This is a genomic window from Robiginitalea biformata HTCC2501, from assembly GCF_000024125.1.
In the GTDB taxonomy this organism is placed as follows: domain Bacteria; phylum Bacteroidota; class Bacteroidia; order Flavobacteriales; family Flavobacteriaceae; genus Robiginitalea; species Robiginitalea biformata.
This window is the reverse complement of record NC_013222.1, coordinates 75,627-99,044: the sequence shown is the minus strand read 5'-3', so window position 1 is coordinate 99,044 and position 23,418 is coordinate 75,627. Positions and strand designations below refer to the sequence as shown.

The window sequence follows — 23,418 nt, the reverse complement described above, 5'->3', positions numbered from 1 at the left end:
GAAACGTAAATAAGATTCTATGGCGTCGCATTACGAAGCACCGATACGCAAGCCCCTGGTACTGGGTGATAAGGGATACCACGATGTTTCCGTGGATATCGCTGCCCCGGTGGAGGGGAGGGCCAACAAGCAGTGGTGGATTGTATTTACCATTGCGCTGGCTGCATTTCTGTGGGGGATCGGGTGTATCATCTATACGATTTCTACCGGTATCGGTACATGGGGCCTGAACCGCACGGTAAACTGGGCCTGGGACATCACCAACTTTGTCTGGTGGGTGGGTATCGGCCACGCCGGAACGCTTATCTCGGCTGTATTGCTGCTCTTCCGCCAGAAATGGCGTATGGCCATTAACCGCTCTGCGGAGGCGATGACGATATTTTCCGTGGTCCAGGCGGGACTCTTCCCGATCATTCACATGGGCCGTCCCTGGCTGGCCTACTGGGTGGTGCCCATCCCGAACCAGTTTGGGTCGCTTTGGGTGAATTTCAACTCGCCCCTGCTCTGGGACGTGTTTGCGATCTCCACCTATCTGTCCGTTTCCCTGGTCTTCTGGTGGACCGGACTGTTACCGGATTTTGCGATGATCCGCGACCGGGCCGTAAAGCCCTTCCAGAAAAAGATCTACAGCCTGGTGAGTTTCGGCTGGAGCGGGCGCGCCAAGGACTGGCAGCGCTTTGAGGAGGTATCCCTGGTACTGGCCGGTCTGGCCACGCCTCTGGTACTCTCCGTACACACCATCGTATCCTTTGACTTTGCCACCTCGGTAATCCCGGGATGGCACACCACCATCTTCCCGCCTTACTTTGTGGCGGGGGCCATTTTCTCCGGCTTCGCAATGGTACAGACCCTGCTGATCATCATGCGGAAGGTCTGCAACCTGGAAGCGTATATCACCGTACAGCACATCGAGTTGATGAATATCATCATCATGATCACCGGTTCCATCGTGGGCTGCGCCTATATCACCGAGCTGTTCATCGCCTGGTATTCGGGCGTGGAGTACGAGCAGTACGCATTCCTGAACCGGGCCACCGGGCCCTACTGGTGGGCCTACACCCTGATGATGACCTGTAACGTGGTCTCTCCCCAGGTAATGTGGTTCAAGAAAATCCGCACGAGTATCCTGGTTTCCTTCATCATTTCAATTGTGGTGAACATCGGGATGTGGTTTGAGCGTTTCGTGATCATCGTAACCTCCCTGCACCGGGACTACCTGCCGTCTTCCTGGACGATGTTCTCGCCGACCTTTGTGGATATTGGAATTTTCATCGGCACCATCGGTTTCTTCTTCGTCCTGTTCCTGCTCTACGCGAGGACCTTCCCGGTTATCGCCCAGGCCGAGGTGAAGTCTATTTTGAAATCCTCCGGGGAGCGCTATAAGAAATTGCGGGATGCCGGGAAGCCGCTGTACGAGATCCGCACAGCAGTTCCCCGTACGGCCGACCAGGTTCCGCCGGCTGCACAGGCAACCACTCCGCCCCCTGCGGGCGATGATCCTGCCCAGGTGAGCAGCCTGCTGGATGCGGTAGGAGCCTTCGACCCGGTTACCCAAACCCCGGACAATTTGAAACGGATCAAGGGTATCGGACCGCAGATGGAAGAAAAACTGAACCAGATCGGAATATACACCTTCGCCCAGGTGAGCCGGATGACCCAGCGGGAATACGACCTGCTGGATTCGATTACCGGTTCCTTCCCGGGACGCGCCCAGCGCGACGACTGGGCCGGGCAGGCGAAACTTTTAAATGAAAAACAATAACAGCAATGGCATCCAAGGTTATACAGGCATACTACGATGACGACGACGTGCTGATGCACGCCGTGAAGAAGGTTAAGGCCGCCAGGCACCACATTGAGGAGGTGTATTGCCCCTTCCCCGTACACGGCCTCGATAAGGCCATGGGCCTGGCGCCCACGCGGATCGCCATTACCTCGTTTATGTACGGCTGCCTCGGGCTGACAGTCGCTATCGTGATGATGAATTACATCATGATCCAGGACTGGCCCCAGGATATCGGGGGCAAGCCCAGCTTCAGCTATATTGAGAACATGCCGGCGTTTGTACCGGTTATGTTCGAGATGACGGTGTTTTTCGCCGCCCACCTGATGGTGATCACCTTCTACCTCAGGAGCCGGCTCTGGCCATTCAAGAAGGCCGAAAACCCGGATCCGCGCAGCACGGACGACCACTTTATCATGGAAATCGAATTGCACGGCGACGAGGCTGCCCTGACCGACCTGCTCCGGGAAACCGGCGCCGTAGAGATCAACCGAGTCGAAAAGTAAAACAGCGCAATGAAGAATACGCTCTATACCGCCCTGATATTCACCGGCATCCTGATCCTGGCCTCCTGCCAGGACAAGCGGGAGCCCAATTACCAGTACATGCCCAATATGTACGAACCGGTTGGCTATGAAGCCTACGACGAGGTGGAATGGCTCCCCGGGGGTTCCATGGCCCTGCTCCCGGCAGAAAACACCATCGCCCGGGGCGCTTTACCCTACGGCCTGGAGAATACCCCGGAAGGCAAGGAATTGTCCCGTGCGCTGACCAGCCCGTTGGATTCCCTGAACCGGGAAGAGAACCTGGCCGAGGGGGCGGCGTTGTACGCGCTGTACTGTGCCATTTGCCACGGGCCCAAGGGCGACGGGCAGGGGAACCTGGTAAAACGCGAGAAAATCCTGGGGGTTCCCAGCTATGCGGACCCGGGACGGAATATCAATGTCGGGACCACCTACCACGTGATCTATTACGGCCAGAACGCTATGGGGTCTTATGCCACGCAGCTGGATGAGAAAGAGCGGTGGCAGGTTTCCGAATACGTGATGAAACTCAAGGAAGATTTAACACAATAAAGCAGCATTGCAGATGTATACTTTCTCGAACAGATTGAAAATCGGATCCGTCATACTCATGGCCCTCGGGCTCATGGGCATGGCCATAGGGTTTATCTCTGCCCCTTCAACGGTTGAGGAGGCCAAGGCCATGGTCGCGGCTTCCCACGACGACGGTCACGGCGGAGGCCATGAAGCTGCTGCGCAAACCCACGAAACTACCTCGTACGACAGTACGACCGAGCACGGGGCAGCTGCCCAGGATGCGGACCACTCCCTCGACCACGACGAGCATCTGCTCCACCAGTTGCAGAACCGCCCCTGGTCGGCCATCTATATCGCCGCTTTCTTTTTCTTTATGCTGGCGCTGGGTACCCTGGCCTTTTACGCGGTCCAGCGGGCAGCCCAGGCCGGTTGGTCGCCCTTGTTGTTCCGGGTGATGGAGGGGATTACCGCCTACCTGGTACCCGGGGGGATTGCCATTTTTGTGATCCTGGTCCTTTCCGTACTCCACATGAACCACCTCTTTGTGTGGATGGATGCCGAAACGGTTGCCCACGATGAGTTACTGCAGGGAAAGGCCGGCTACCTGAACCCGACCTTTTTCCTGATCCGCGCTGCCGTGTTCCTTGGGGGATGGATCGCCTACCGCGAAGTGTCCCGCCGCCTGTCGCTTGCGCAGGACGAGGCCAATGACAACTCGAATTTTATCAAGAATTTCCGCTGGTCTGCCGGATTCCTGGTGTTCTACCTGGTCACTGAGTCCATCATGTCCTGGGACTGGATTATGAGCGTTGACCCGCACTGGTTCAGCACGCTGTTCGGATGGTATGTTTTCGCGAGCATGTTTGTCTCGGGAATTACCACCATTGCCCTGGTAACAATCTACCTGAAGTCCCGGGGGTACCTGCCGGATGTCAACGACAGCCACATCCACGATTTGGGTAAATTCATGTTTGGCATCAGTATTTTCTGGACGTATCTCTGGTTTGGCCAGTTCATGCTGATCTGGTATGCGGATATCCCGGAAGAGGTGACCTACTTCGTCACGCGGATTGAAGATTTTAAACTGCCGTTCTTCGGTATGGTGGCGATGAACTTTTTGTTCCCGCTCCTGGTATTGATGAACAGCGACTACAAACGCATCAATTGGTTTGTGGTCATGACCGGGATCGTGGTCCTGCTGGGGCACTACCTGGACGTCTACCTGATGATCACCCCCGCTACGGTTGGCGACCAGTGGTATATCGGGGTGCCGGAGATCGGGGCTGTGCTGTTCTTCGGAGGGGCGTTTATTTTCTGGATATTCCGGGCAATGACCAAGGCGCCGCTGCAACCGACGCGGAACCCGTTTATCGAAGAGAGCAGACAATTTCATTATTAGAAGATATTTAGCGAATTATATCCGTTTACAATGACAGCATTATTGACGATCTCTGTTTTGGTTTTAGTGGCTATCGCCATCTGGCAGATGACCAAGATCTTTGAATTCTCCCAACTCAAGGCTAAAACAGCGAATTCGGAAGTTGCCAGCGACGAGGACAACAAGAACAACGGGTACCTGATGTTCGGGTTTTTGGTGTTCATCTATTTGCTCACCATATTCTGTTTCTGGAAATACAGCAAGTTCCTGTTGCCGGAAGCCGCCAGCGAACACGGGGGGGATTACGACCAGTTGATGCTCTGGAGCTTTGTGATCATCTTTATCGTCCAGTTCATCACCCAGGCGCTCCTGCACTACTTCGCCTTCAAATACCGGGGCGAAGAGGGCAAAAAAGCGCTGTTTTACGCGGACAATGACCGTCTGGAATTTATCTGGACCATTATCCCGGTGATTGTCCTGGCCGGACTGATTATCTGGGGCCTGTATACCTGGACGAATATCATGGACGTCAACGAGGAAGACGACCCGCTGATTGTGGAGCTCTATGCCCAGCAATTCAACTGGACGGCTCGTTACGGGGGGGCGGATAATGTGCTGGGGGATGCCAATGTCCGGATGATCGATATCGACCGGGCAAACGTGCTCGGGCTGGATGAGTCCGACCCGAATGCCGCCGACGACATTATCGTGAAGGAATTGCATCTGCCCGTTGGGCGGAAGGTAAATTTCAAGATGCGTTCCCAGGACGTACTTCACTCTGCCTACATGCCCCACTTCCGGGCCCAGATGAACTGCGTACCCGGGATGATTACCGAGTTTTCCTTCACCCCGACGATCACCACCGCCGAGATGCGCCAGAAGCCGGAAGTCATGGAAAAAGTGGCACGCACCAATGCCATTCGGGCAGAACGCGCAGCGGCAGGTGAGCCGAATTCGGATCCGTGGGAATTTGATTTTATTTTGCTCTGCAACAAGATCTGCGGCAAGTCGCACTACAACATGCAGATGAAGATCATTGTGGAGAGCGAGGAAGATTACCAGGCGTGGATAGAGAGTCAGACGACTTTTGGGGAGACCGTAACCGCCGCCGAATAAAATTGCTATAAAAGAAAAAGAATAAAACAAAAGCACTATGTCAGCACACGCACATGCGATCGCCGATGATCACGCGCACGACGATCACGGACATCACCACAAAGAGACTTTTGTCACCAAATATATTTTCAGCCAGGATCACAAGATGATCTCCAAGCAATACCTGATTACCGGCCTGATCATGGGCTTTATCGGTATTGCCATGTCCCTGCTTTTCCGGATGCAGCTCGCCTGGCCCGGGGAATCCTTCCCGGTGTTTGAAGCTGTGTTGGGGAAGTGGGCCCCGGAAGGCGTTATGGATGCGGACATCTACCTGGCCCTTGTTACGATCCACGGGACCATCATGGTCTTCTTTGTATTGACAGCCGGATTGAGCGGTACGTTCAGTAACCTGCTGATCCCACTGCAGATCGGCGCCCGGGATATGGCATCCGGGTTTCTGAATATGCTGTCGTACTGGATGTTCTTCCTCTCGAGTGTAATCATGGTGATTTCCCTGTTTGTGGAGGCCGGACCGGCAGCCGCCGGTTGGACGATCTACCCGCCATTGAGTGCCCTGCCGATGGCCCAGCCGGGTTCGGGTATGGGAATGACCCTCTGGCTGGTCTCCATGGCGATATTTATCGCTTCCTCCCTGCTGGGATCCCTGAACTATATTGTAACGGTTATCAACCTGCGGACCAAGGGGATGTCCATGACGCGCCTGCCGCTAACCATCTGGGCGTTTTTCGTCACGGCCATCATCGGGGTGATCTCTTTCCCGGTGCTCCTGTCTGCCGCCTTGTTGCTTTTGATGGACCGGAGTTTCGGAACCTCGTTCTTTCTGTCCGATATTTTTATTCAGGGCGAAGTTTTGCACTACCAGGGCGGATCCCCGGTTCTGTTTGAACACCTGTTCTGGTTCCTGGGACACCCGGAAGTATATATCGTGATCCTCCCGGCGATGGGAATAGTTTCCGAAGTGATGTCGGTCAATGCGCGGAAGCCCATTTTCGGGTACCGGGCGATGATTGCCTCCATCCTGGCGATTGCCTTTTTGTCCACCATCGTATGGGGGCACCACATGTTTATCTCAGGGATGAACCCGTTCCTGGGCTCGGTATTTACCTTTACCACCCTCCTGATCGCGATCCCTTCGGCCGTTAAGGCGTTTAACTGGATCACCACGCTCTGGAAGGGGAACCTGCAACTGAACCCGGGCATGCTGTTCTCAATCGGGATGGTATCCACGTTTATCACGGGGGGGCTCACCGGGATTATCCTGGGTGACAGCACCCTGGACATCAACGTACACGACACGTATTTCGTGGTGGCCCACTTCCACCTGGTAATGGGTATTTCGGCCCTTTACGGACTTTTTGCCGGGGTCTACCACTGGTTCCCGAAAATGTTCCAGGGCCGGATGATGAACAAGAACCTGGGCTATGTCCACTTCTGGGTTACCGCAGTAGGCTCCTATGGGGTGTTCTTCCCGATGCACTTTGTCGGGATGGCCGGCGTACCCCGGAGATATTACGAAAACACCGCCTTCCCGATGTTCGATGAACTCGTGGACATCCAGGTGCTGATGACGGTATTTGCCATTATTACGGCGGCCGCACAATTGGTCTTTGCCTTCAACTTTGTCCGCAGCATCTTTTACGGCAAGCGCGGACCCCAGAACCCCTGGCAGGCCACAACCCTGGAATGGACGGCTCCCCAGGAGCACATCCACGGCAACTGGCCGGGCGCCATCCCGGAGGTGCACCGCTGGCCGTACGATTACAGCAAGACCTACGAGAACGGGGAATACATCCTGCCCGGACAGGATTATGTGCCCCAGCACATCCCGCTCCAGGATGAAGAAGAGGAATTGCAGCATTAGCGATTTCTGCAACAAATTATTTAGAAGGCCCGTCTTCCGACGGGCCTTTTTATTGGCCGGCAGGGCTCGGGTGGCCGGATAGGGGTGCGGGCATGTGCCGCAGACAGGAAGGGGCAAGCCGAATCGGGGGAAGCGGGAATTGGTTTATCTTTAGGTCCGAATAAAGAACCGTATGAAGCGAATAGAGAAAATGCGCGCACTGGCCCTGGTCCTGGCCTTGTTGGTCGGTGCCGGCGCCTGGGCCCAGCGCAAACCCAGGATCAAGGGAAACCGCAACCCGGTGAAAATCTCCGAAAGCCTCCCGCCCTTTAAGTATCTCCGCCTGGAGGACGACCTGGAGGTCCGGATCCGCCAGCAGGGATCGGATGGATACGAGCTGCGGGTAGACGACAACCTGGTGGATGTTTTGCAGTTCCAGGTGCAGGACAGCACGCTTGTAATTTCTTCGTTTTACGATATTACCGGGAGCCGGGCCCTGGACATCACCGTTTTTTTCCGGGAGCTGTCCGGGGTGGAAGTGCTTGCGGGCAAGCTCATCGGCGAGGCTGAGTTTAATGCCGACCTGTTCAGCATCCGTACGGAAGGGGCGGCCGGGGCCGAGTTGCGCCTGCGCGCTTCCCTCTGCGATGTGACGCTTGCGGGCAACAGCAGGGCCGACCTGAATATCCGGGCGGAATCCCTGGTGGTTCGGATGGCCGAACGCTCGGATGCGACTATCTACACGGATAGTGATACGATATCCGCTGAACTCGGGGACAATGCCGACCTGACACTCGAGGGTATCGGCGACCACGCGGTGTTGAGGCTCTCGGGCGAAAGCGGTTTATCCGCCCGAAAACTGGTGGCGGGTATCCTGGAAGCAAACCTCTCCGGGGCGACAACGGCCCGCATCCATGCAGGGACCTCCCTGATCCTGGATGCCAGCGGACAGTCCCGCACTTACCTCTATGGGGAACCCGCGGTGACCTTGCGCCGGTTTGCGGACCGGGCCGAACTTCACAAGGAACCCGACTGATCGGCAATCGGGACTTCACTTAAGCGGGTCGGCGGGATGCCAAATCCATCCACCAGGGCCCGGGCATGGGGTCGCAATTCGGTACATAAACGTTCTACCCGGCTGCGGATAGCCTTCGACTTCCTTTTGCCGATGTACCCCTGTTCCAGGTACCAGGCAGCATCCGCCCGGATCTCCGACAGGGCGTGGAGCGTCCCGAGTTTCCGGATCAGGTCTGCATGCGGGTCGTCCGAAAGATCCTCCGTGTGTTCGAGGAATAATTCAAATGCCAGCAGGGCGGCATAGGCCCGGCCCAGGGCCAGCAGATGCGTCTGTACCTTCAGGAAGGCCTGGTAGGCGGGGACCCCCTTTTTGATATAATCGCGGATCCGTAGGGCCAGCGTATAGGTTAGCCGGTCCGTGCGGTAGGTTAGGGCGTGCAGGTGGAAGGCCGGGTTGTAGAGATGTTCCCTATCCGTTTTATTCGTATAGGCCGGGTTGATGGCGGACAGGCGCTTTCCGATCTGGGTCCCGAGAAGCCGCAAGACCCCGAAGAAATCGTCCGAATTGAATTCCGCCCGGAAATCTGTCAGGCGGCTTTTGGCCGCCAGTTGCAGCAGGACGGTATTGTCCCCCTCAAATGTGGTGAAAATGTCCACGTCGTTCTTCAACTGGCCGATCCGGTTTTCCAGGAGGTAGCCTTTTCCGCCGCAGGCTTCCCGGCACTCCTGCAGGGTCCGGTCCGCGAACTCGGTCACCAGGGCCTTCAAGCCGGCAACCCCGGCCTCCAGCTGACGCGTGTCCGTACCGTCCGCCCCGTCATAGGATTTCAGCAACCGGGTCAGGGCAGCCTGGTATACATAACTGCTGGCCACCGCGGGCAATAGACGCACCTGGTGGCTCGGGTAATCCATGATCAAGTCCTCCTGTACACGGGCGGCGTCGTTGAACTGCCGGCGCCTGAGCGCATAGCGGACCGCAATCGACAGGCCAAACCGCGCCCCGGCCAGGGCTCCCCGGGCCACACAAATCCTGCCGCCCACCAGGGTCCCCAGCATGGTGAAAAACCGCTTGTTCGGGTTTTTGATATCCGAGTGGTAGCTGCCCGATTCGGTAATGCTGCCGTACCGGTCCAGGAGGTTTCCTCGGGGAACGCGTACCTGGTTGAACCAGATCTTGCCGTTATCCACCCCGTTAAGACCCATTTTGTAGCCGTTGTCTTCCACCCGGATTCCAGGCAACAGCTCGCCGCTCCCGTCTCGCATGGGTACCAGCACGGCGTGGACCCCCTGGTTTTCACCGTCCACGATCAGTTGGGCAAACACCGTAGCCATCTGCGCGTGAAGCGCATTGCCGATATACTCTTTGTTGTCGTCAGGGCCCGGGGTATGCACGACCAATTCATCGGACTCCTTTACATAAGTGGCCGTGGTGCGGATTCCCCGCACATTCGATCCGTGACGCGTTTCGGTCATGGCAAAGCAGCCCAGCAATTTGGCCGTACCGGCGTCTTTCAGATAGGCCTCCCAGTGCCGTTTCGTGCCCAGTTTCTGGATGCTGCCGCCGAACAGCCCGAACTGCACCCCGAATTTGACGCACAGACTCCCGTCGATAAACATCAGGTTTTCGAAAAGGGTGGCATAGGCGGGCATGTCGTTTTTCCCCCCGTACTCCGGGGGATACGCCAGGGCTCCATACCCCTCGGCAGCCAGGCGTTTTAACTGTTGGAGCACCCGTTGCCGATGGGCTTCCTTATCCCGCTCCAGATGCTGCTCAAAAACGGGGGCCTGCAGGAATTCCCGGCACGTCAGGTAGTCCGGATAATGCGGGCGGAGGCCCATTTCCGCCAGAACTTCCCCCTGGAATTCGCTGGCCACGGCTACCGGTACCGCATTCTGCCCGAAAAGGTGCCGGTAGTGGTTGGGCTGTATGCCCAGGTTGACTTCGATATCCCTCAGGACGGGATGGGGCGAACCCCCCGGCGCCTGCGATTCGGCAAAAGCTGCCGCAAATTCGCTCAGGGGGTAGTCGGCATCTTCCCGGTAGGTGACCCCGCTTCGGACAATCAGGTGGTTCCAGTGGCGGAACTCCTCCGCGTCCGGGGGGGAATCCCGGTCCAGCCACCCCAACAGCCGGTTGCGTTCTTCATGGCTCAGGCCGGGGTCGGCTGCGATGGCTTTTTTCACCACGGCTATTTCGGATGCGGAAAGGAGGTCGTCCGACCAGATCACGTAGAATACGGGCAGGTAGGGGTAGATTCCCTGGGAATACGAATAGGTTTGCATTCCCGTAAATTACGATTTCCCCGGTTTCCCTTCAAGTGCTATCAGCGAATAAAAAACCCCGCTGGCAGGCGGGGTTTCCCTTGCATCTGGTGGCCTGGTCCCAAGCGGATATGCGATTTTGCACTTATTGGGGGCCGGCCGCAACGATTTCCGGGTTAACCCCCGATTCGAATCGTTTGAAATTCTCCCGGAAGAGTGTAACGAGTTTGGACATCGTGGCGTCGTAGGCTTTCGGGTCCTTCCAGGTAGACCGGGGCAGCAATACTTCCGCGGGCACATCCGGGCAGGACTCCGGGATCTGCAGTCCAAAAGCCGGGTCTTCCTTATAGGATACGCGCTCGAAATCCCCATTGTGGATGGCGTCGAGCATCGCCCGGGTGTATTTGAGCTTAATCCGGGAACCCTCCCCGTAGGCCCCTCCGGTCCAGCCGGTATTTACCAGCCAGGCGGTGACCTCGTGTTTCCTGATTTTCTCCGCCAGCAATTCCGCGTAACGGTTCGGGTGCCACATCATGAATGCGGCCCCAAAGCAGGCACTGAAGGTGGCCTCGGGCTCGGTGACCCCCATTTCCGTCCCGGCTACCTTGGCCGTATACCCGGAGATAAAATGGTAGCTGGCCTGCTCCGGGGTGAGCTTGCTTACCGGGGGGAGGACCCCAAAGGCGTCACAGGTGAGGAATATGATGTTTTTGGGGTGGCCGGCCACACAGGGGATCTGTACGTTTTCGATATGCTCGATCGGGTAGGAGGCCCGGGTATTCTGGGTAATGGAGGTGTCGGTGTAATCCACCTTCCGCGTTTTCTCATCGTAGACCACATTTTCCAGGACGGTACCAAAACGGATGGCATTGAAAATATCCGGTTCGCTTTCTTCGGAAAGGTCAATGGCCTTTGCATAGCAACCGCCTTCGATATTGAAGGTGCCGGAATCTGTCCAGCAGTGCTCGTCATCCCCGATGAGCTTTCGCTTCGGGTCGGCGCTGAGGGTGGTTTTCCCGGTACCCGACAAGCCGAAGAGGATGGTCACATCCCCGTCGTGGCCCACATTGGCCGAGCAGTGCATCGGGAGTACGTCGCGAAGCGGCATCAGGTAATTCATCACGCCGAAGATGCCCTTTTTCATCTCCCCGGCATACTGGGTGCCCAGGATCACGATTTCCCGCCGCTCCAGGTGTACATCCACGGATGTCTTGGAGGTCATTTCGCTGGTATAGATATTCGCCGGGAAACCGCCTCCGTTAAAGACTACGTAGTCGGGTTCCCCGAAATCCTCGAGCTCTTTGGCCGTTGGCATGATCAGCATGTTCTGCATAAACAGGGCGTGGTAGGCCCGGGTACAGATGATGCGCACTTTCAACCGGTAGTCCGGGTCCCAGCCGGCAAAGGCGTCCACCACAAAAAGCCGCTTGCAGATATTCAGGTAGTCGATGGCCCGTTCGTGGTTCACCATATAGGTGTGTTCGTCCAGGCCGATGTTGATATCCCCCCAATCGATGTGCTTTTCCGACTCCGGGTGGCGGACGATCCGTTTGTCTTTGGGGCTCCGGCCCGTTTTTTCCCCGGAATAGACCAGCAGGGCGCCCACGTCGGAAATTGCGGTGCCGGGTTCGTTGCGAAGGCCAATTTCATAGAGGACGGGTACTGAGGTATTCCGGTGGATGTCTGTGACGGTAATGCCGTATTTGGAGAGGTCGAATGCTGCCATGTTTAAAAGGTGTTAAAAGGGTTTCTTGTTTGTTTACCCCAGGGGGTCCGATGTGGCATTCGGCCTGCCGCCGGAAGGGCCGGACAGGGCCGGCAAGAATATCACATTACAAAGTAGCAGAATCTTCCCAGTAGAAAATATGATAATTATCAACGAAATAAAAAGAATTGGGCCGTTAGGCCACCGGGGTATGTGGCCCGTATTGTTATCTTTGTCTGTGATATGAATGAACATCTGGACCCTACGGCAGACGGACTATCCCCTGAGGAGCTCGACATTGAGCGCGCACTCAGGCCGGTTTCCTTTGACGATTTTACGGGCCAGGCCCAGGTCCTGGAAAACCTCACGGTCTTTGTTCAGGCGGCCAACCTCAGGCAGGAAGCCCTGGACCACACGCTCCTGCACGGCCCGCCCGGGCTGGGGAAGACCACCCTGGCGCATATCCTGGCCAACGAACTCGGGGTGGGGCTGAAGGTTACCTCCGGGCCTGTTTTGGACAAGCCGGGCGACCTGGCAGGGTTGCTTACCAACCTGGAACCCAGGGATGTCCTGTTCATCGACGAGATCCACCGGCTCAGCCCGGTGGTGGAGGAATACCTCTATTCGGCCATGGAAGATTTCAAGATCGATATCATGATCGAGACCGGGCCGAATGCCCGATCGGTACAATTACACCTGAACCCCTTTACGCTGGTTGGCGCCACCACGCGTTCGGGCCTGCTTACGGCCCCCATGAGGGCGCGCTTTGGCATTTCCAGCCGGTTGGAATACTACAACACGGAGCTCCTGGCCACCATTGTGCAGCGCTCTGCGGAAATACTGAAAGTCCCCATCACGGAGGACGCCGCCATCGAGATTGCCGGCCGCAGCCGGGGTACCCCCCGGATCTGCAATGCGCTGCTTCGCCGCGTCCGGGATTTTGCCCAGATCAAGGGGAACGGGAACATCGATATGGAGATCTCCCGTTTTGGCCTGAAGGCGCTCCACGTGGATGCCTACGGCCTGGACGAGATGGACAACAAGATCCTCGCAACCATCATCGACAAGTTCAAGGGAGGGCCAGTAGGGCTTACCACCCTGGCCACGGCGGTCTCCGAAAACGCCGAAACCATCGAGGAGGTGTACGAACCCTTCCTGATACAGCAGGGTTTTATCATGCGCACCCCCCGCGGCCGGGAGGTCACCGAACTCGCCTATCAACACCTGGGCCGCATCAAAGGCGGGGGGCAACCCGGACTTTTTTAGGGAAGGATCCACCCGGCTCACGGATACTATGAGCCGTCATTTTTTGTATTTTGAAACCCGGACCCCGCCGGGTTCTAAATTAGACCATGCCAACCAATCGGTTCTTCCTCCTCATTTTCCTGGTCTGGGCCCTTGGGTTACAAGCCCAGGCGCCCTATGAATTGAACCCCAAATACCCGGTCCATTCCCTGGATGGAGTTTTATCTGTCTGGAAGGATTCCACAGAAGTCCTGTCGCCGGAAATCTTGCTGGAAGCCCCGCCGATGGGGGCAGAACAAGGGGATGCACTGCCGCAATACCTGGATGTACGCTGGCCCTACTGGGGGAAGCTTACCCTGCTGGCCACCGATACCCTGCCGGGCTGGAGGCTGCATTTCGAGGATAAAATGATCGGGCCTCCCGCATGGACCAAGAGCAATGGCAAGGTGGATGTCTGGGCCTATGCCCGAGGGGAGTTGCTCTTTCACAAGAGGAGCGGGGTGGAGTACCCCAAGACAGTGCGCGACCGGGCGCCCCACTGGGTGCTCAACAGTGTGGGGCTCGACGGGATTCCCTCCGGGGTGCCGGTGACCCTGGTGATCCGGGTGGAGGGAAACAGCATTGGCTATCCGCCGTATTTCCACCTGACCGCCCGAAGCCCGGAACAACCCTTTTACCACCAGATATTCCAATTCAATACAAGTTTTAACGTCTTTATGTTCGGGGCGGCACTGATTATCTTTATCTACCACCTGCTCCAATTCCTGTACATGCGCGAGCGGGTAATTCTGTGGTTCGTTCTCTGGCTGGGATTTTGTACGCTCACCCAGGCCATGACCGTAGGCCTGCTGATCGGGGATATCTCCCGCTTCCGGCTCCCAGTCCAAATTGCCATTTCCAACGGTGTTTTTTACACGTTTTGGTTCTTTGGCCGTGCCTATGTGGGCTCCCGTCAGAAGTTTCCTGTCCTGGACCGGTTTATCAAGGGGTTGGCCCTGTTGACCCTGGCGGAAATCATCACGGTGGTGGCCTATGTCATCGTTTTTGATCCCCAGGCGTATTTCACTGCGGTGGGTTGGCACTACCCATTTCTTCTGGTCTACACCCTGGGTAGCCTGGGCCTGGCCATAGCCCTCGTGCTGAAGCGGGATGCTTTTGCACGCTATTTTGGGATCGGTACCCTGGTAGGGGGGCTTGGGCTGCTGGTGGGCATCTTTTGGTCCATGGGCCTGATCAATTTGCGGTTTTTGGGGGTGGACCCCTATGCGACGGGCATTTTCCTCCAATTGCTGATCTATTCCCTTGGAATCGCCTACCGACGGCAGACCCTTGCCAAACAGGCGGCTGAAGAACGGGTGCGGGCGGCTGTCTCCGAAAGCGAAGTCAGGCGCATCAGCGACCTGAACGCCTTAAAGAGCCGATTTTTTACCAATATCAGTCATGAGTTCCGAACACCGCTTACCCTGATACGCGGCCCGATTCAGGCAGCACTGGACCGTTCAGGAAAGGAAGGCGGAAGCGAGGTGCGCCTGCCCGCCCGCGACCTGGACATGGTCAGGCGGAACACAGAGCGTCTGGAAGGACTCGTGGACGAATTGCTGGAGTTGTCTCGTATCGAAAGCGGGAAGGCAGAAATCCTGCTGACCCACGGCGATGTTGAGCAAGTTCTGAAATCTGTGGTCTTTGCCTTTGAGAGCTTGGCTGAGCGCAGCAATATTGCCCTCCGGGTGGACCTGGGGGATGCAGGTGCGGCCCAGGCAGCAGAGATGGGGCAGGATTCCAGCGAGGTTGCCGCCTGGTACGATCGGAACAAACTCGAAAAGATCGTTTACAATCTCCTGTCAAACGCCTTTAAGTATACGCCTGAAGGTGGAATAGTTTCCTTCCGGTCCCGCCTGGAATCCGGTCGTCTGCTCATGGAAATTTCAGATACCGGGAAAGGCATACCAGCCGCTGATCTAGGGCAAATTTTTGAGAGGTTCTACCGGGTGGAGGGAGATGAAGCACACGGTACCGGGATTGGCCTGGCCCTTTGTAAGGAGCTGGTAGAACTCCAGGGAGGGGAGCTTAGCGTGGAAAGCATGCCGGGCAAGGGTACATCCTTCCGTGTTGGCCTGCCGGCTAGACGGGAGGATTTTCCCAAGCCGAACCGGCTGGAGCATGTGGCCGCCTCCGGGATGCCGGCTGCCCGGCCCACGGCCGTAAAACCGAAAGAGGCCGGGGAACCTGGAATCGGGGAACAGTTGCCGGACGCCCCCTCCCGGCCCTGCATCCTGCTTGTGGAAGACAATGCAGACTTGCGCCGGTTTGTAGGGGAAGTGCTTCAGGAAAAATACCGGGTCCTCTATGCGGAAGACGGATTTCAAGGTGAGCGGATGGCTATTGAACACATACCGGACGTGGTGGTATCCGATGTGATGATGCCCCGCAAGGACGGTTATGAGTTATGCCATGCCCTGAAGACCAATACAAAGACCAGTCATATTCCGATAATCCTGCTAACTGCCCGTGCCGGACAGGAAAACAAGATGGAAGGTCTGTTCCAGGGGGCCGAGGCTTACCTCACAAAGCCTTTTGAGGCACGGGAACTCCTTGTCCGAATCCGGAACCTGATGGGTCGGCAAAAGGCACTCTGGGAAAAAATGCAACATTCCTCCCTCGTGCTTTCGGGGGAACTCGACCTGCCTTCATTGGACGACGCCTTCCTGAAAAAGGTGGGAAGTGCCATAGAGTCACACCTGGACAGTGCGGAGCTCTCCGTGGAATTCCTGGCCCAGCAGGTGGGTTTTAGCCGGGCCCAATTGCACCGGAAGCTCAAAGCGCTTACGGGGAAGTCACCCAACCAGCTAATCAATGAGGTCCGCCTGGAAAAGGCGCGCCTGCTCCTGCAAAGCCGTTCGGCGACAGTCTCCGAGGTGGCCTATTCCGTCGGGTTTTCCAATCTATCTTACTTCACAAAGCGCTTTCGGGAACGTTATGGGATGACGCCGAGTGCGTTCATCGCTGATACTGAGTAGCTATTCAACCGTTGAAACCCCCGGTAGAATGGGGTGCTTCAGGCCCATGCAACATAATTGTCAGGAATTGCGACATTTCTTTTGGCCGGCCCGGAACGGATTGGACAACTTGTGGCTGTATTCACCTTGTGCGCATTGCACATAACAACTTAAAAGCCATGTTTTATGAAAACTTCTGTACAACATCCGTCTGAACGATTATTGAAATGTCGAACCATGCTCCGCCAAACGAGCCTGCCGGGCCTGTTGGCAGCCGCGGTGTTTTTGCTGCTGGCCAGCGGTTGCAGCAAGCCCGAAACCGGGGAGGATGCCACCCTGAGCGCAGTGAGTGCCAAAACCAAAGTGGAGACCCTGGATTCCCAGTTGAAACAAGCCCGAAAGGCTGCCATGCGCTTTCACAGTTTTCAGCAGGCCGTCAAACACGGTTATGCCGACCCCTATCCGTTCAACCCGTCCCCTTACGTTCCGAATATGGGCTTCCACTATATCAACGTGGGCCTGATGGATGGCACTTTTGAAGTGGATCGCCCGGAAATACTCCTCTATGTCCCCAACAAGCAAGGAAAACTGAAACTCGTCGGGATTGAATACGCCATACCGGCAGCCCCGGACTCGGAGGCCCCTGAAGGATTTATTGGGGATGAGGACCACTGGCATTACAACCCGGAAGTGGCCGGGGGAGCCTGGACACTGCACGCCTGGGTGGTGATGGATAATCCGGATGGGGTTTTTGCATCCTTCAACCCGGATGTCCCAGTTTCCGACCCTTCGCTGGATTGATTTTTAACGCACCCTGGAAGTAACGAACTGTATATAAGCAATGAAAACCAAAATCCACCTTTGCCTGTCGGGCTTATTCCTGGCGGCCCTTATGGGGAGCTCCTGCAAGGAGCAGGCAACTCAAACGACAATGGCAACGGCAGGATCGCCGGCCGAAACCTCCGAAACCGACCGGCTGGCCCGGGGGGAATACCTGGTCGGGGTCATCGGTTGCGCAGATTGCCACACGCCCAAGAAGATGACCGAACGCGGGCCGGTTCCCGACATGGATAAATACATGATGGGATACGACGCCAGCCAGGCGATGCCCCCTGTACCCGAAAGCGTGCCGATAGGCCCATGGGTGTTGTTCAAAGGCGACCTGACGGCAGCCGTTGGTCCCTGGGGGACTACCTATGCGGCCAACCTGACCCCGGACGACACCGGGATCGGGACCTGGACGCTGGATCAATTCGGCAAGGCCGTTCGCGAAGGCAAATTCAAGGGTCTCGATGGAGGTCGCCCGATCATGCCACCCATGCCGGTGGAGGCCTACAGCAAGCTTTCGGACGCAGACCTGGAGGCGATCTTTACCTATTTGAAATCCCTTAAACCCGTCCGGAACGTCGTTCCCGCATATATGCCGCCATCCGGTCCCTGACTTTCTTTTCCCGTATATTCCGCCTACCTTCGGGATAAATGGGATGCCATGGGAGCTGATGCACATGCGAAACTGATAAAAGCCGAGGCCAAACGCCTGGGCTTTTTGTCTTGCGGCATCTCCAGGGCCGGTTTCCTGGAAGAGGAGGCCCCGCGCCTGGAACGCTGGCTCAAGGCCGGGATGCACGGGGAGATGGGCTGGATGGAAAACCATTTCGACAAGCGCCTCGACCCGACGCTGTTGGTCCCGGGTGCCAAATCCGTCGTCTCCCTCCTGCTTAATTACTACCCGGCAGAGCAGCAACCGGAATCCACCTACCAGGTTTCCAAATACGCGTACGGGGAGGATTACCACCGGGTCATCAAGGATCGCCTCCGGGAGCTGTTGCATGTAATACGCACCGAAATCGGGGAGGTGGAAGGACGCGCTTTTGTAGATTCGGCCCCCGTATTGGACAAGGCCTGGGCGGCGCGGAGCGGCCTGGGCTGGATGGGCAAACACTCCAACCTGCTCACCAAGGAAGTGGGGTCCTATTATTTTATAGCCGAATTGATCCTGGACCTGGAATTGCCCCCGGACGCCCCGGTGACCGACCACTGCGGGACCTGTACGGCCTGTATCGACGCCTGCCCCACCCAGGCCATCACGGAGCCCTATGTGGTGGATGGCAGCAAATGTATATCCTACTATACCATTGAATTGAAATCGGAAATCCCGGCTTCGGCTAGCGGACAGTGGGCCGATTGGATTTTCGGCTGCGATATTTGCCAGGACGTCTGCCCCTGGAACCGATTTGCCACCCCGCATAGCGAACCCCGGTTTAACGCCCATCCGGAATTGATGGAAATGACCCGGGCGGACTGGGAGGAACTCACCGAAGAAGTATTTCGCCAGGTCTTCCCGAAATCGGCGGTTAAGCGGACCAAGTTTTCCGGCCTTAAACGGAATATCGCCTTCCTTTCGGATGGGGACACGGCCTCCGAAAACGATTTCGAAAGGGAATAAGGTGCAAATATTCGCATTTTAAGAGAGGCAAAACCATTAAGTTGCTATATTGAAGTCCGATTTTATGCGGATTCCGCAATTGCCGATAACCGGAAGCCAACCAACTAACTCCTTATGTCACTACCCAAACCGCAGCTCAGTTTCTGGCAGATATTCAATATGAATGTCGGCTTCCTGGGCATCCAGTACAGCTTTGGCTTGCAGCAAAGCGCCATCAACCCGATATTCCTATTTCTCGGGGCCTCGGAGGAATTATTGCCCATCCTGAATATCGCGGGCCCGGTGACCGGCCTGATCGTCCAGCCGATTATCGGGGCGATATCCGATAAAACCTGGTCGCCCCGCTGGGGCCGCAGGAAACCCTTTTTCCTGATCGGTGCGCTGATCGGCAGTATCTGCCTCTTCCTCTTCCCGCTGAGCCCGGCCCTCTGGTTTGCCGTCGGTTTGCTCTGGCTGCTCGATGTGGGGAACAACATGGCTATGGAGCCTTATCGCGCCTTTGTAGGCGATAAATTGCCGGATAAGCAGATGAGCCTGGGCTACCAAATGCAAAGCCTTTTTGTGGGAGCCGGCATCCTGCTGGCCAATGCTTCGATCTTCCTGTTCCAGGACTGGTTCGGGGGAGGGGAGGAGCTTACCGGGTCCGTTCCGAAGTGGCTCTATTATTCGTTTTTTATCGGCTCCTTCCTCTCGCTGGCCACCATCCTCTGGTCGGTACTGAAAACCCCGGAAATCCCGCCGGACGCCAAGGAGCTGGCCGAGATCAACCGGCACAAGGCCCTGCCTTTTGCGCAGCGCCTTAAAGTGCCTTTTGTGGAGATTGCCGAGGCTGTCCGGGATATGCCCAAATTTATGTGGAAGCTGGCCGGGGTTTACCTGTTCCAATGGTATGCCCTTTTTGTTTACTGGCAGTTTATCACGCCCCTGTTCCGGACCACGATGGGCTTTGACACTTCCCAGGCAGCGGCCCAGGCGGCCAAGATGAGTACCACCTACAACATTGTGACCGCCCTGGTAGCCCTGGTCCTCGTGCCCCTCACCATGCGGTTTGGAGGGAAAAAGGTCTATGCGCTCAGCCTCTTCGGCACGGCCGTGGCATTGTTCTGGATTCCGTTTATCGACGACCCGGTGAATGTACTCTTCCCGATGATCCTCTTCGGCATTGGCTGGGCGGCCATGATGGGAATCCCTTACAGTATGGTCTCCAAGATCGTACCCCAGGATCGGCGGGGCGTCTATATGGGAATCCTGAATATGATGATCGTGATCCCGATGGGGATCGAGACGCTGTCTTTCGGGGCGATTTTCTCGAATTTCCTGGGATCGGACTCCGTCAACGCGATGTTGTTTGCCGGGGCCTTTTTTGCTATAGCCGGGTTGCTGGCCCTGCGGCTGAACGTGGCAAAGGCCAGGGCAGAGGTGGCTGAGGTTATGGGGGAGTAGGCCAAAAGTCATTTGCCCGCGGCCCCCCAGGGGGAACCCCTTCTTCCCCCTAAAACCAAAATACCCCTGTATCCCGCAAGAACCCATCAGTTTCCGGCAGGGAAAAGCGGCCCATGGGCGATTTTCGATTTTTCAAATCGGCAATTTTTCAAATTGACCCATTTTCAAATTTCCAAATTGACCAGTCCCGCGTACCTTTGCGGTAGAACACAGCTATTATGAGCAAGGAAAAAAAACGCCGGGAGGCCCTGATTTACCACGCGAAGCCCACCCCCGGCAAGATCAAGATCGTCCCGACGAAACCCTATGCCACCCAGCGCGACCTGGCCCTGGCCTATTCCCCGGGGGTTGCGGAACCCTGCCTGGAGATCCATAAGGATGTGGAGCAGGTGTACAAATACACGGCCAAGGGGAATATCGTTGCGGTGATCTCCAACGGGACCGCGGTCCTGGGCCTGGGGGACATCGGCCCGGAGGCCTCCAAACCGGTGATGGAGGGCAAGAGCCTCTTGTTCAAGATTTTTGCGGACATCGACGGGATAGATATTGAACTGGACACCAAGGATGTTGACAAGTTTGTCGAAACGGTAAAGATCATGGCCCCGACTTTCGGGGGGATCAACCTGGAAGACATCAAGGCGCCGGAGGCATTTGAAATCGAACGACGCCTCAAGGAGGAGCTGAACATCCCGGTGATGCACGATGACCAGCACGGGACGGCCATCATCTCGGCGGCTGCCCTGCTCAATGCGCTGGACCTGGCCGAAAAGAAAATTGAGGACGTCCGGATCGTGATCAGCGGGGCAGGGGCCGCAGCCATTTCCTGCAGCCGGCTCTACCGTTCGCTCGGGGCTTCCCGGGAGAACATGGTAATGCTCGACAGCAAGGGGGTCATCCGCAGCGACCGCCCGGAGCTTTCCGCCGAGAAAAAAGAATTTGCAACCGACCGGAAGATCGATACCCTGGAGGAGGCGGTCCGGGATTCCGATGTGTTTATCGGGTTGTCTATCGCGGATATCCTGACCCCGGCCATGCTGAAGACGATGAACAAAAACGCCATCGTCTTTGCGATGGCAAACCCGAATCCCGAGATTGACTATAACCTGGCGATGAAAACCCGGAAGGACATCATCATGGCCACCGGGCGTTCCGACCACCCGAATCAGGTGAACAACGTGCTCGGATTCCCCTTTATTTTCCGGGGGGCGCTGGACGTGCGGGCAACCAAGATCAACGAAGAAATGAAAATGGCCGCCGTCAAAGCCCTGGCCGACCTGGCCAAACAACCCGTCCCGGAACAGGTCAATATCGCCTACGGGGAAACCCGCCTCACTTTCGGGAGGGAGTACATCATCCCGAAACCCTTCGACCCGCGGCTGATTGCCGAGGTGCCGCCGGCCGTTGCCCGGGCAGCTATGGAAAGCGGGGTGGCGCGGGCGCCCATTGCGGACTGGGGCCGCTACCGGGAGGAACTCCTGCAGCGGTCCGGGGACGACAAAAAGGTGATCCGCTGGTTGATGAGCCGGGCCAAATCGATGCCCAAGAAGATCGTCTTTGCCGAGGCGGACCAGCTGGATGTGCTCAAAGCGGCGCAAATAGCCCATGACGAAGGGATTGCCCACCCCATCCTGCTTGGAAATCGAAAAGTCATCGAGGAACTGAAAGAAGAATTGGAATTCGATGCGGAAATTCCCATCATCGACCAGTACGAAGAGGATTCCCTCGAAAAACGGGAGGCCTATGCCCGGAGCTACTGGGAATTGCGCCAGCGAAAAGGGAGTACCCTGTACAACTCCCGGAGTAAGATGCGGGAGCGAAACTACTTTGGCGCGATGATGGTCCGGGAGGGGGATGCCGACGGCATGATTTCAGGGTACTCCCGTTCTTATTCCTCCGTGGTGAAGCCGATCTTTGAGGTGATCGGGCGCGCGAGCGAAGTGTCCCGGGCGGCTACGGTACACGTGATGATCACATCCCGGGGGCCGATTTTCCTGGCGGATACCTCCCTGAATATCGACCCGACCGCCGAGGAACTCGCGGAGATTACCCGGATGACGGCCAACCTGGCCCGGGCATTCAACTTTGAACCGAACATCGCCCTCCTGTCCTATGCGAATTTCGGTTCCTCCGAACACCCGCGGGCGGTGAAGGTGCGGGAGGCCATCCGCATCCTGCACGAACAGGAGCCCGACCTGGTGGTAGACGGGGAAATCCAGACCGATTTTGCCCTGAACCGGAAACTCCGCCAGAGCCAGTTCCCGTTCTCCAAACTGGCGGGGAAAAACGTGAACACCCTGGTTTTCCCAAACCTGGAATCGGCCAACATCACCTACAAGCTCATCAAGGAATTGCAGGCTACCGATACGATTGGCCCCATCATGCTGGGTCTTCGGCGCGCCGTCCACATCCTGCAGATGGGGGCCAGCGTCGAGGAGATCGTCAACATGACCGCTGTGGCGGTGATCGACGCCCAGGAACGCGAAAAGCGCCGGCGCGCCAAAAGGAAAAAATAACCACCTGCAGCCGGAAGAGATTTCCGGTACTGACAACCGATTCCCATGATAGAACACCTAACCGGCCGCCTTATTGAAAAACACCCAACCCACCTGGTAATTGAATGTGCCGGGGTGGGCTATTTTGTCAATATTTCCCTGAATACCTTTTCGGCCCTGCCGGACGAGGAACAACTCCGGATCTATACGCATTTGCAGGTCCGGGAAGATGCCCACACGCTCTTTGGATTCTACTCTGTTGCGGAGCGCGAGGCTTTCCGCCTGCTGATTTCGGTTTCCGGCGTGGGCGCGAGCACCGCCCGCACCATGTTGTCCTCCATGACCCCTGCCCAGCTCCGGGAGGCAATTGCCTCCGGGGATGTGCCCGCCATACAGGCTGTCAAGGGGATCGGCGCCAAGACTGCCCAGCGCGTTATTCTGGACCTGAGGGACAAGATTTTGAAAATCTACGACCTCGATGAAGTTTCCCTAAAACCAGACAATACAAATAAAGAAGAAGCGTTATCTGCTTTAGAGGTTCTTGGCTATTCCCGAAAGCAGTCCGAAAAGGCCGTGGATACGGTACTTCGCCAGGATCCTTCCGCAAGCGTCGAGGGCATTATCAAACAGACGCTTAAAAATTTGTAAAAAG

The 23,418-nt window shown here is 56.7% G+C and carries 17 protein-coding genes; 15 read left to right on the top strand and 2 right to left on the bottom strand.

Annotated elements, in window-relative coordinates:
• Positions 1-19: 19 nt before the first annotated feature.
• The 7 genes from nrfD to RB2501_RS00365 all read left to right on the top strand — a co-directional run bounded on the left by nrfD (position 20) and on the right by RB2501_RS00365 (position 8,196).
• Positions 20-1,762: an NrfD/PsrC family molybdoenzyme membrane anchor subunit gene (gene nrfD, locus RB2501_RS00395; RefSeq protein ID WP_012813665.1), complete on the top strand. Its 1,743-nt coding sequence runs from the start codon at positions 20-22 to the stop codon at positions 1,760-1,762.
• A 5-nt stretch (positions 1,763-1,767) separates the two neighbouring features.
• The gene (locus tag RB2501_RS00390; RefSeq protein WP_012813664.1) at positions 1,768-2,289 is read left to right on the top strand and encodes a DUF3341 domain-containing protein; all 522 of its coding nucleotides are present in this window, start codon (positions 1,768-1,770) and stop codon (positions 2,287-2,289) included.
• 9 nt (positions 2,290-2,298) lie between these two features.
• On the top strand, positions 2,299-2,859 hold the full coding sequence (locus RB2501_RS00385; RefSeq protein ID WP_012813663.1) for a c-type cytochrome: 561 nt from the start codon (positions 2,299-2,301) through the stop codon (positions 2,857-2,859).
• Between the two features lie 13 nt (positions 2,860-2,872).
• Positions 2,873-4,222, top strand: coding sequence for a hypothetical protein (locus RB2501_RS00380; protein ID WP_012813662.1), 1,350 nt, complete (start codon positions 2,873-2,875; stop codon positions 4,220-4,222).
• 30 nt (positions 4,223-4,252) lie between these two features.
• Complete coding sequence (locus RB2501_RS00375; RefSeq protein WP_041326865.1) at positions 4,253-5,317, top strand: cytochrome c oxidase subunit II; 1,065 nt, start codon at positions 4,253-4,255, stop codon at positions 5,315-5,317.
• 37 nt (positions 5,318-5,354) lie between these two features.
• Positions 5,355-7,181, top strand: a complete 1,827-nt coding sequence (locus RB2501_RS00370) for a cytochrome c oxidase subunit I (protein WP_041326864.1) — start codon at positions 5,355-5,357, stop codon at positions 7,179-7,181.
• Between the two features lie 172 nt (positions 7,182-7,353).
• Positions 7,354-8,196, top strand: coding sequence for a GIN domain-containing protein (locus RB2501_RS00365; protein WP_041326863.1), 843 nt, complete (start codon positions 7,354-7,356; stop codon positions 8,194-8,196).
• On the opposite strand, the gene RB2501_RS00360 is transcribed toward RB2501_RS00365, so the two are convergent.
• Both RB2501_RS00360 and pckA read right to left on the bottom strand, forming a co-directional pair.
• Positions 8,178-10,460, bottom strand: a complete 2,283-nt coding sequence (locus RB2501_RS00360) for an acyl-CoA dehydrogenase family protein (protein ID WP_012813658.1) — start codon at positions 10,458-10,460, stop codon at positions 8,178-8,180. The two genes, RB2501_RS00365 and RB2501_RS00360, sit on opposite strands and share 19 nt — an antisense overlap.
• Positions 10,461-10,584: 124 nt before the next feature.
• Positions 10,585-12,165 carry a phosphoenolpyruvate carboxykinase (ATP) gene (gene pckA / locus RB2501_RS00355; RefSeq protein WP_012813657.1) on the bottom strand — a complete coding sequence of 527 codons (1,581 nt, stop codon included), beginning with the start codon at positions 12,163-12,165 and terminating at the stop codon, positions 10,585-10,587.
• 222 nt (positions 12,166-12,387) lie between these two features.
• Here pckA and ruvB point away from each other — a divergent pair, with 222 nt between their 5' ends.
• The 8 genes from ruvB to ruvA all read left to right on the top strand — a co-directional run bounded on the left by ruvB (position 12,388) and on the right by ruvA (position 23,414).
• Entirely contained in the window at positions 12,388-13,410 is a 1,023-nt protein-coding gene (ruvB, locus tag RB2501_RS00350) for a Holliday junction branch migration DNA helicase RuvB (protein ID WP_012813655.1), read from the top strand.
• An 86-nt stretch (positions 13,411-13,496) separates the two neighbouring features.
• Positions 13,497-16,406 (top strand): hybrid sensor histidine kinase/response regulator transcription factor, encoded by a 2,910-nt coding sequence (locus RB2501_RS15675; RefSeq protein ID WP_012813654.1) that lies wholly within the window; start codon positions 13,497-13,499, stop codon positions 16,404-16,406.
• Between the two features lie 216 nt (positions 16,407-16,622).
• Positions 16,623-17,186 (top strand): hypothetical protein, encoded by a 564-nt coding sequence (locus RB2501_RS00340; RefSeq protein ID WP_012813653.1) that lies wholly within the window; start codon positions 16,623-16,625, stop codon positions 17,184-17,186.
• A gap of 40 nt (positions 17,187-17,226) precedes the next feature.
• A complete protein-coding gene (locus RB2501_RS00335; protein WP_012813652.1) occupies positions 17,227-17,826 on the top strand; it encodes a hypothetical protein in 600 nt (199 codons plus the stop codon).
• Between the two features lie 48 nt (positions 17,827-17,874).
• Positions 17,875-18,831 carry a tRNA epoxyqueuosine(34) reductase QueG gene (gene queG / locus RB2501_RS00330; protein ID WP_012813651.1) on the top strand — a complete coding sequence of 319 codons (957 nt, stop codon included), beginning with the start codon at positions 17,875-17,877 and terminating at the stop codon, positions 18,829-18,831.
• A 114-nt stretch (positions 18,832-18,945) separates the two neighbouring features.
• Positions 18,946-20,274, top strand: coding sequence for an MFS transporter (locus RB2501_RS00325; protein WP_012813650.1), 1,329 nt, complete (start codon positions 18,946-18,948; stop codon positions 20,272-20,274).
• A 218-nt stretch (positions 20,275-20,492) separates the two neighbouring features.
• Complete coding sequence (locus tag RB2501_RS00320) at positions 20,493-22,787, top strand: NADP-dependent malic enzyme (protein WP_012813648.1); 2,295 nt, start codon at positions 20,493-20,495, stop codon at positions 22,785-22,787.
• A gap of 45 nt (positions 22,788-22,832) precedes the next feature.
• The gene (gene ruvA, locus RB2501_RS00315; protein ID WP_012813647.1) at positions 22,833-23,414 is read left to right on the top strand and encodes a Holliday junction branch migration protein RuvA; all 582 of its coding nucleotides are present in this window, start codon (positions 22,833-22,835) and stop codon (positions 23,412-23,414) included.
• The last annotated feature ends 4 nt before the right edge of the window (positions 23,415-23,418 follow it).

What these genes read in the sequence shown, in the direction of transcription:
- nrfD (WP_012813665.1), top strand. Translation starts at nt 20, where the DNA reads ATGGCGTCGCATTACGAAGCACCGATACGCAAGCCCCTGGTACTGGGT.
- RB2501_RS00390 (WP_012813664.1), top strand. Translation starts at nt 1,768, where the DNA reads ATGGCATCCAAGGTTATACAGGCATACTACGATGACGACGACGTGCTG.
- RB2501_RS00385 (WP_012813663.1), top strand. Translation starts at nt 2,299, where the DNA reads ATGAAGAATACGCTCTATACCGCCCTGATATTCACCGGCATCCTGATC.
- RB2501_RS00380 (WP_012813662.1), top strand. Translation starts at nt 2,873, where the DNA reads ATGTATACTTTCTCGAACAGATTGAAAATCGGATCCGTCATACTCATG.
- RB2501_RS00375 (WP_041326865.1), top strand. Translation starts at nt 4,253, where the DNA reads ATGACAGCATTATTGACGATCTCTGTTTTGGTTTTAGTGGCTATCGCC.
- RB2501_RS00370 (WP_041326864.1), top strand. Translation starts at nt 5,355, where the DNA reads ATGTCAGCACACGCACATGCGATCGCCGATGATCACGCGCACGACGAT.
- RB2501_RS00365 (WP_041326863.1), top strand. Translation starts at nt 7,354, where the DNA reads ATGAAGCGAATAGAGAAAATGCGCGCACTGGCCCTGGTCCTGGCCTTG.
- RB2501_RS00360 (WP_012813658.1), bottom strand. Translation starts at nt 10,460, where the DNA reads ATGCAAACCTATTCGTATTCCCAGGGAATCTACCCCTACCTGCCCGTA.
- pckA (WP_012813657.1), bottom strand. Translation starts at nt 12,165, where the DNA reads ATGGCAGCATTCGACCTCTCCAAATACGGCATTACCGTCACAGACATC.
- ruvB (WP_012813655.1), top strand. Translation starts at nt 12,388, where the DNA reads ATGAATGAACATCTGGACCCTACGGCAGACGGACTATCCCCTGAGGAG.
- RB2501_RS15675 (WP_012813654.1), top strand. Translation starts at nt 13,497, where the DNA reads ATGCCAACCAATCGGTTCTTCCTCCTCATTTTCCTGGTCTGGGCCCTT.
- RB2501_RS00340 (WP_012813653.1), top strand. Translation starts at nt 16,623, where the DNA reads ATGCTCCGCCAAACGAGCCTGCCGGGCCTGTTGGCAGCCGCGGTGTTT.
- RB2501_RS00335 (WP_012813652.1), top strand. Translation starts at nt 17,227, where the DNA reads ATGAAAACCAAAATCCACCTTTGCCTGTCGGGCTTATTCCTGGCGGCC.
- queG (WP_012813651.1), top strand. Translation starts at nt 17,875, where the DNA reads ATGGGAGCTGATGCACATGCGAAACTGATAAAAGCCGAGGCCAAACGC.
- RB2501_RS00325 (WP_012813650.1), top strand. Translation starts at nt 18,946, where the DNA reads ATGTCACTACCCAAACCGCAGCTCAGTTTCTGGCAGATATTCAATATG.
- RB2501_RS00320 (WP_012813648.1), top strand. Translation starts at nt 20,493, where the DNA reads ATGAGCAAGGAAAAAAAACGCCGGGAGGCCCTGATTTACCACGCGAAG.
- ruvA (WP_012813647.1), top strand. Translation starts at nt 22,833, where the DNA reads ATGATAGAACACCTAACCGGCCGCCTTATTGAAAAACACCCAACCCAC.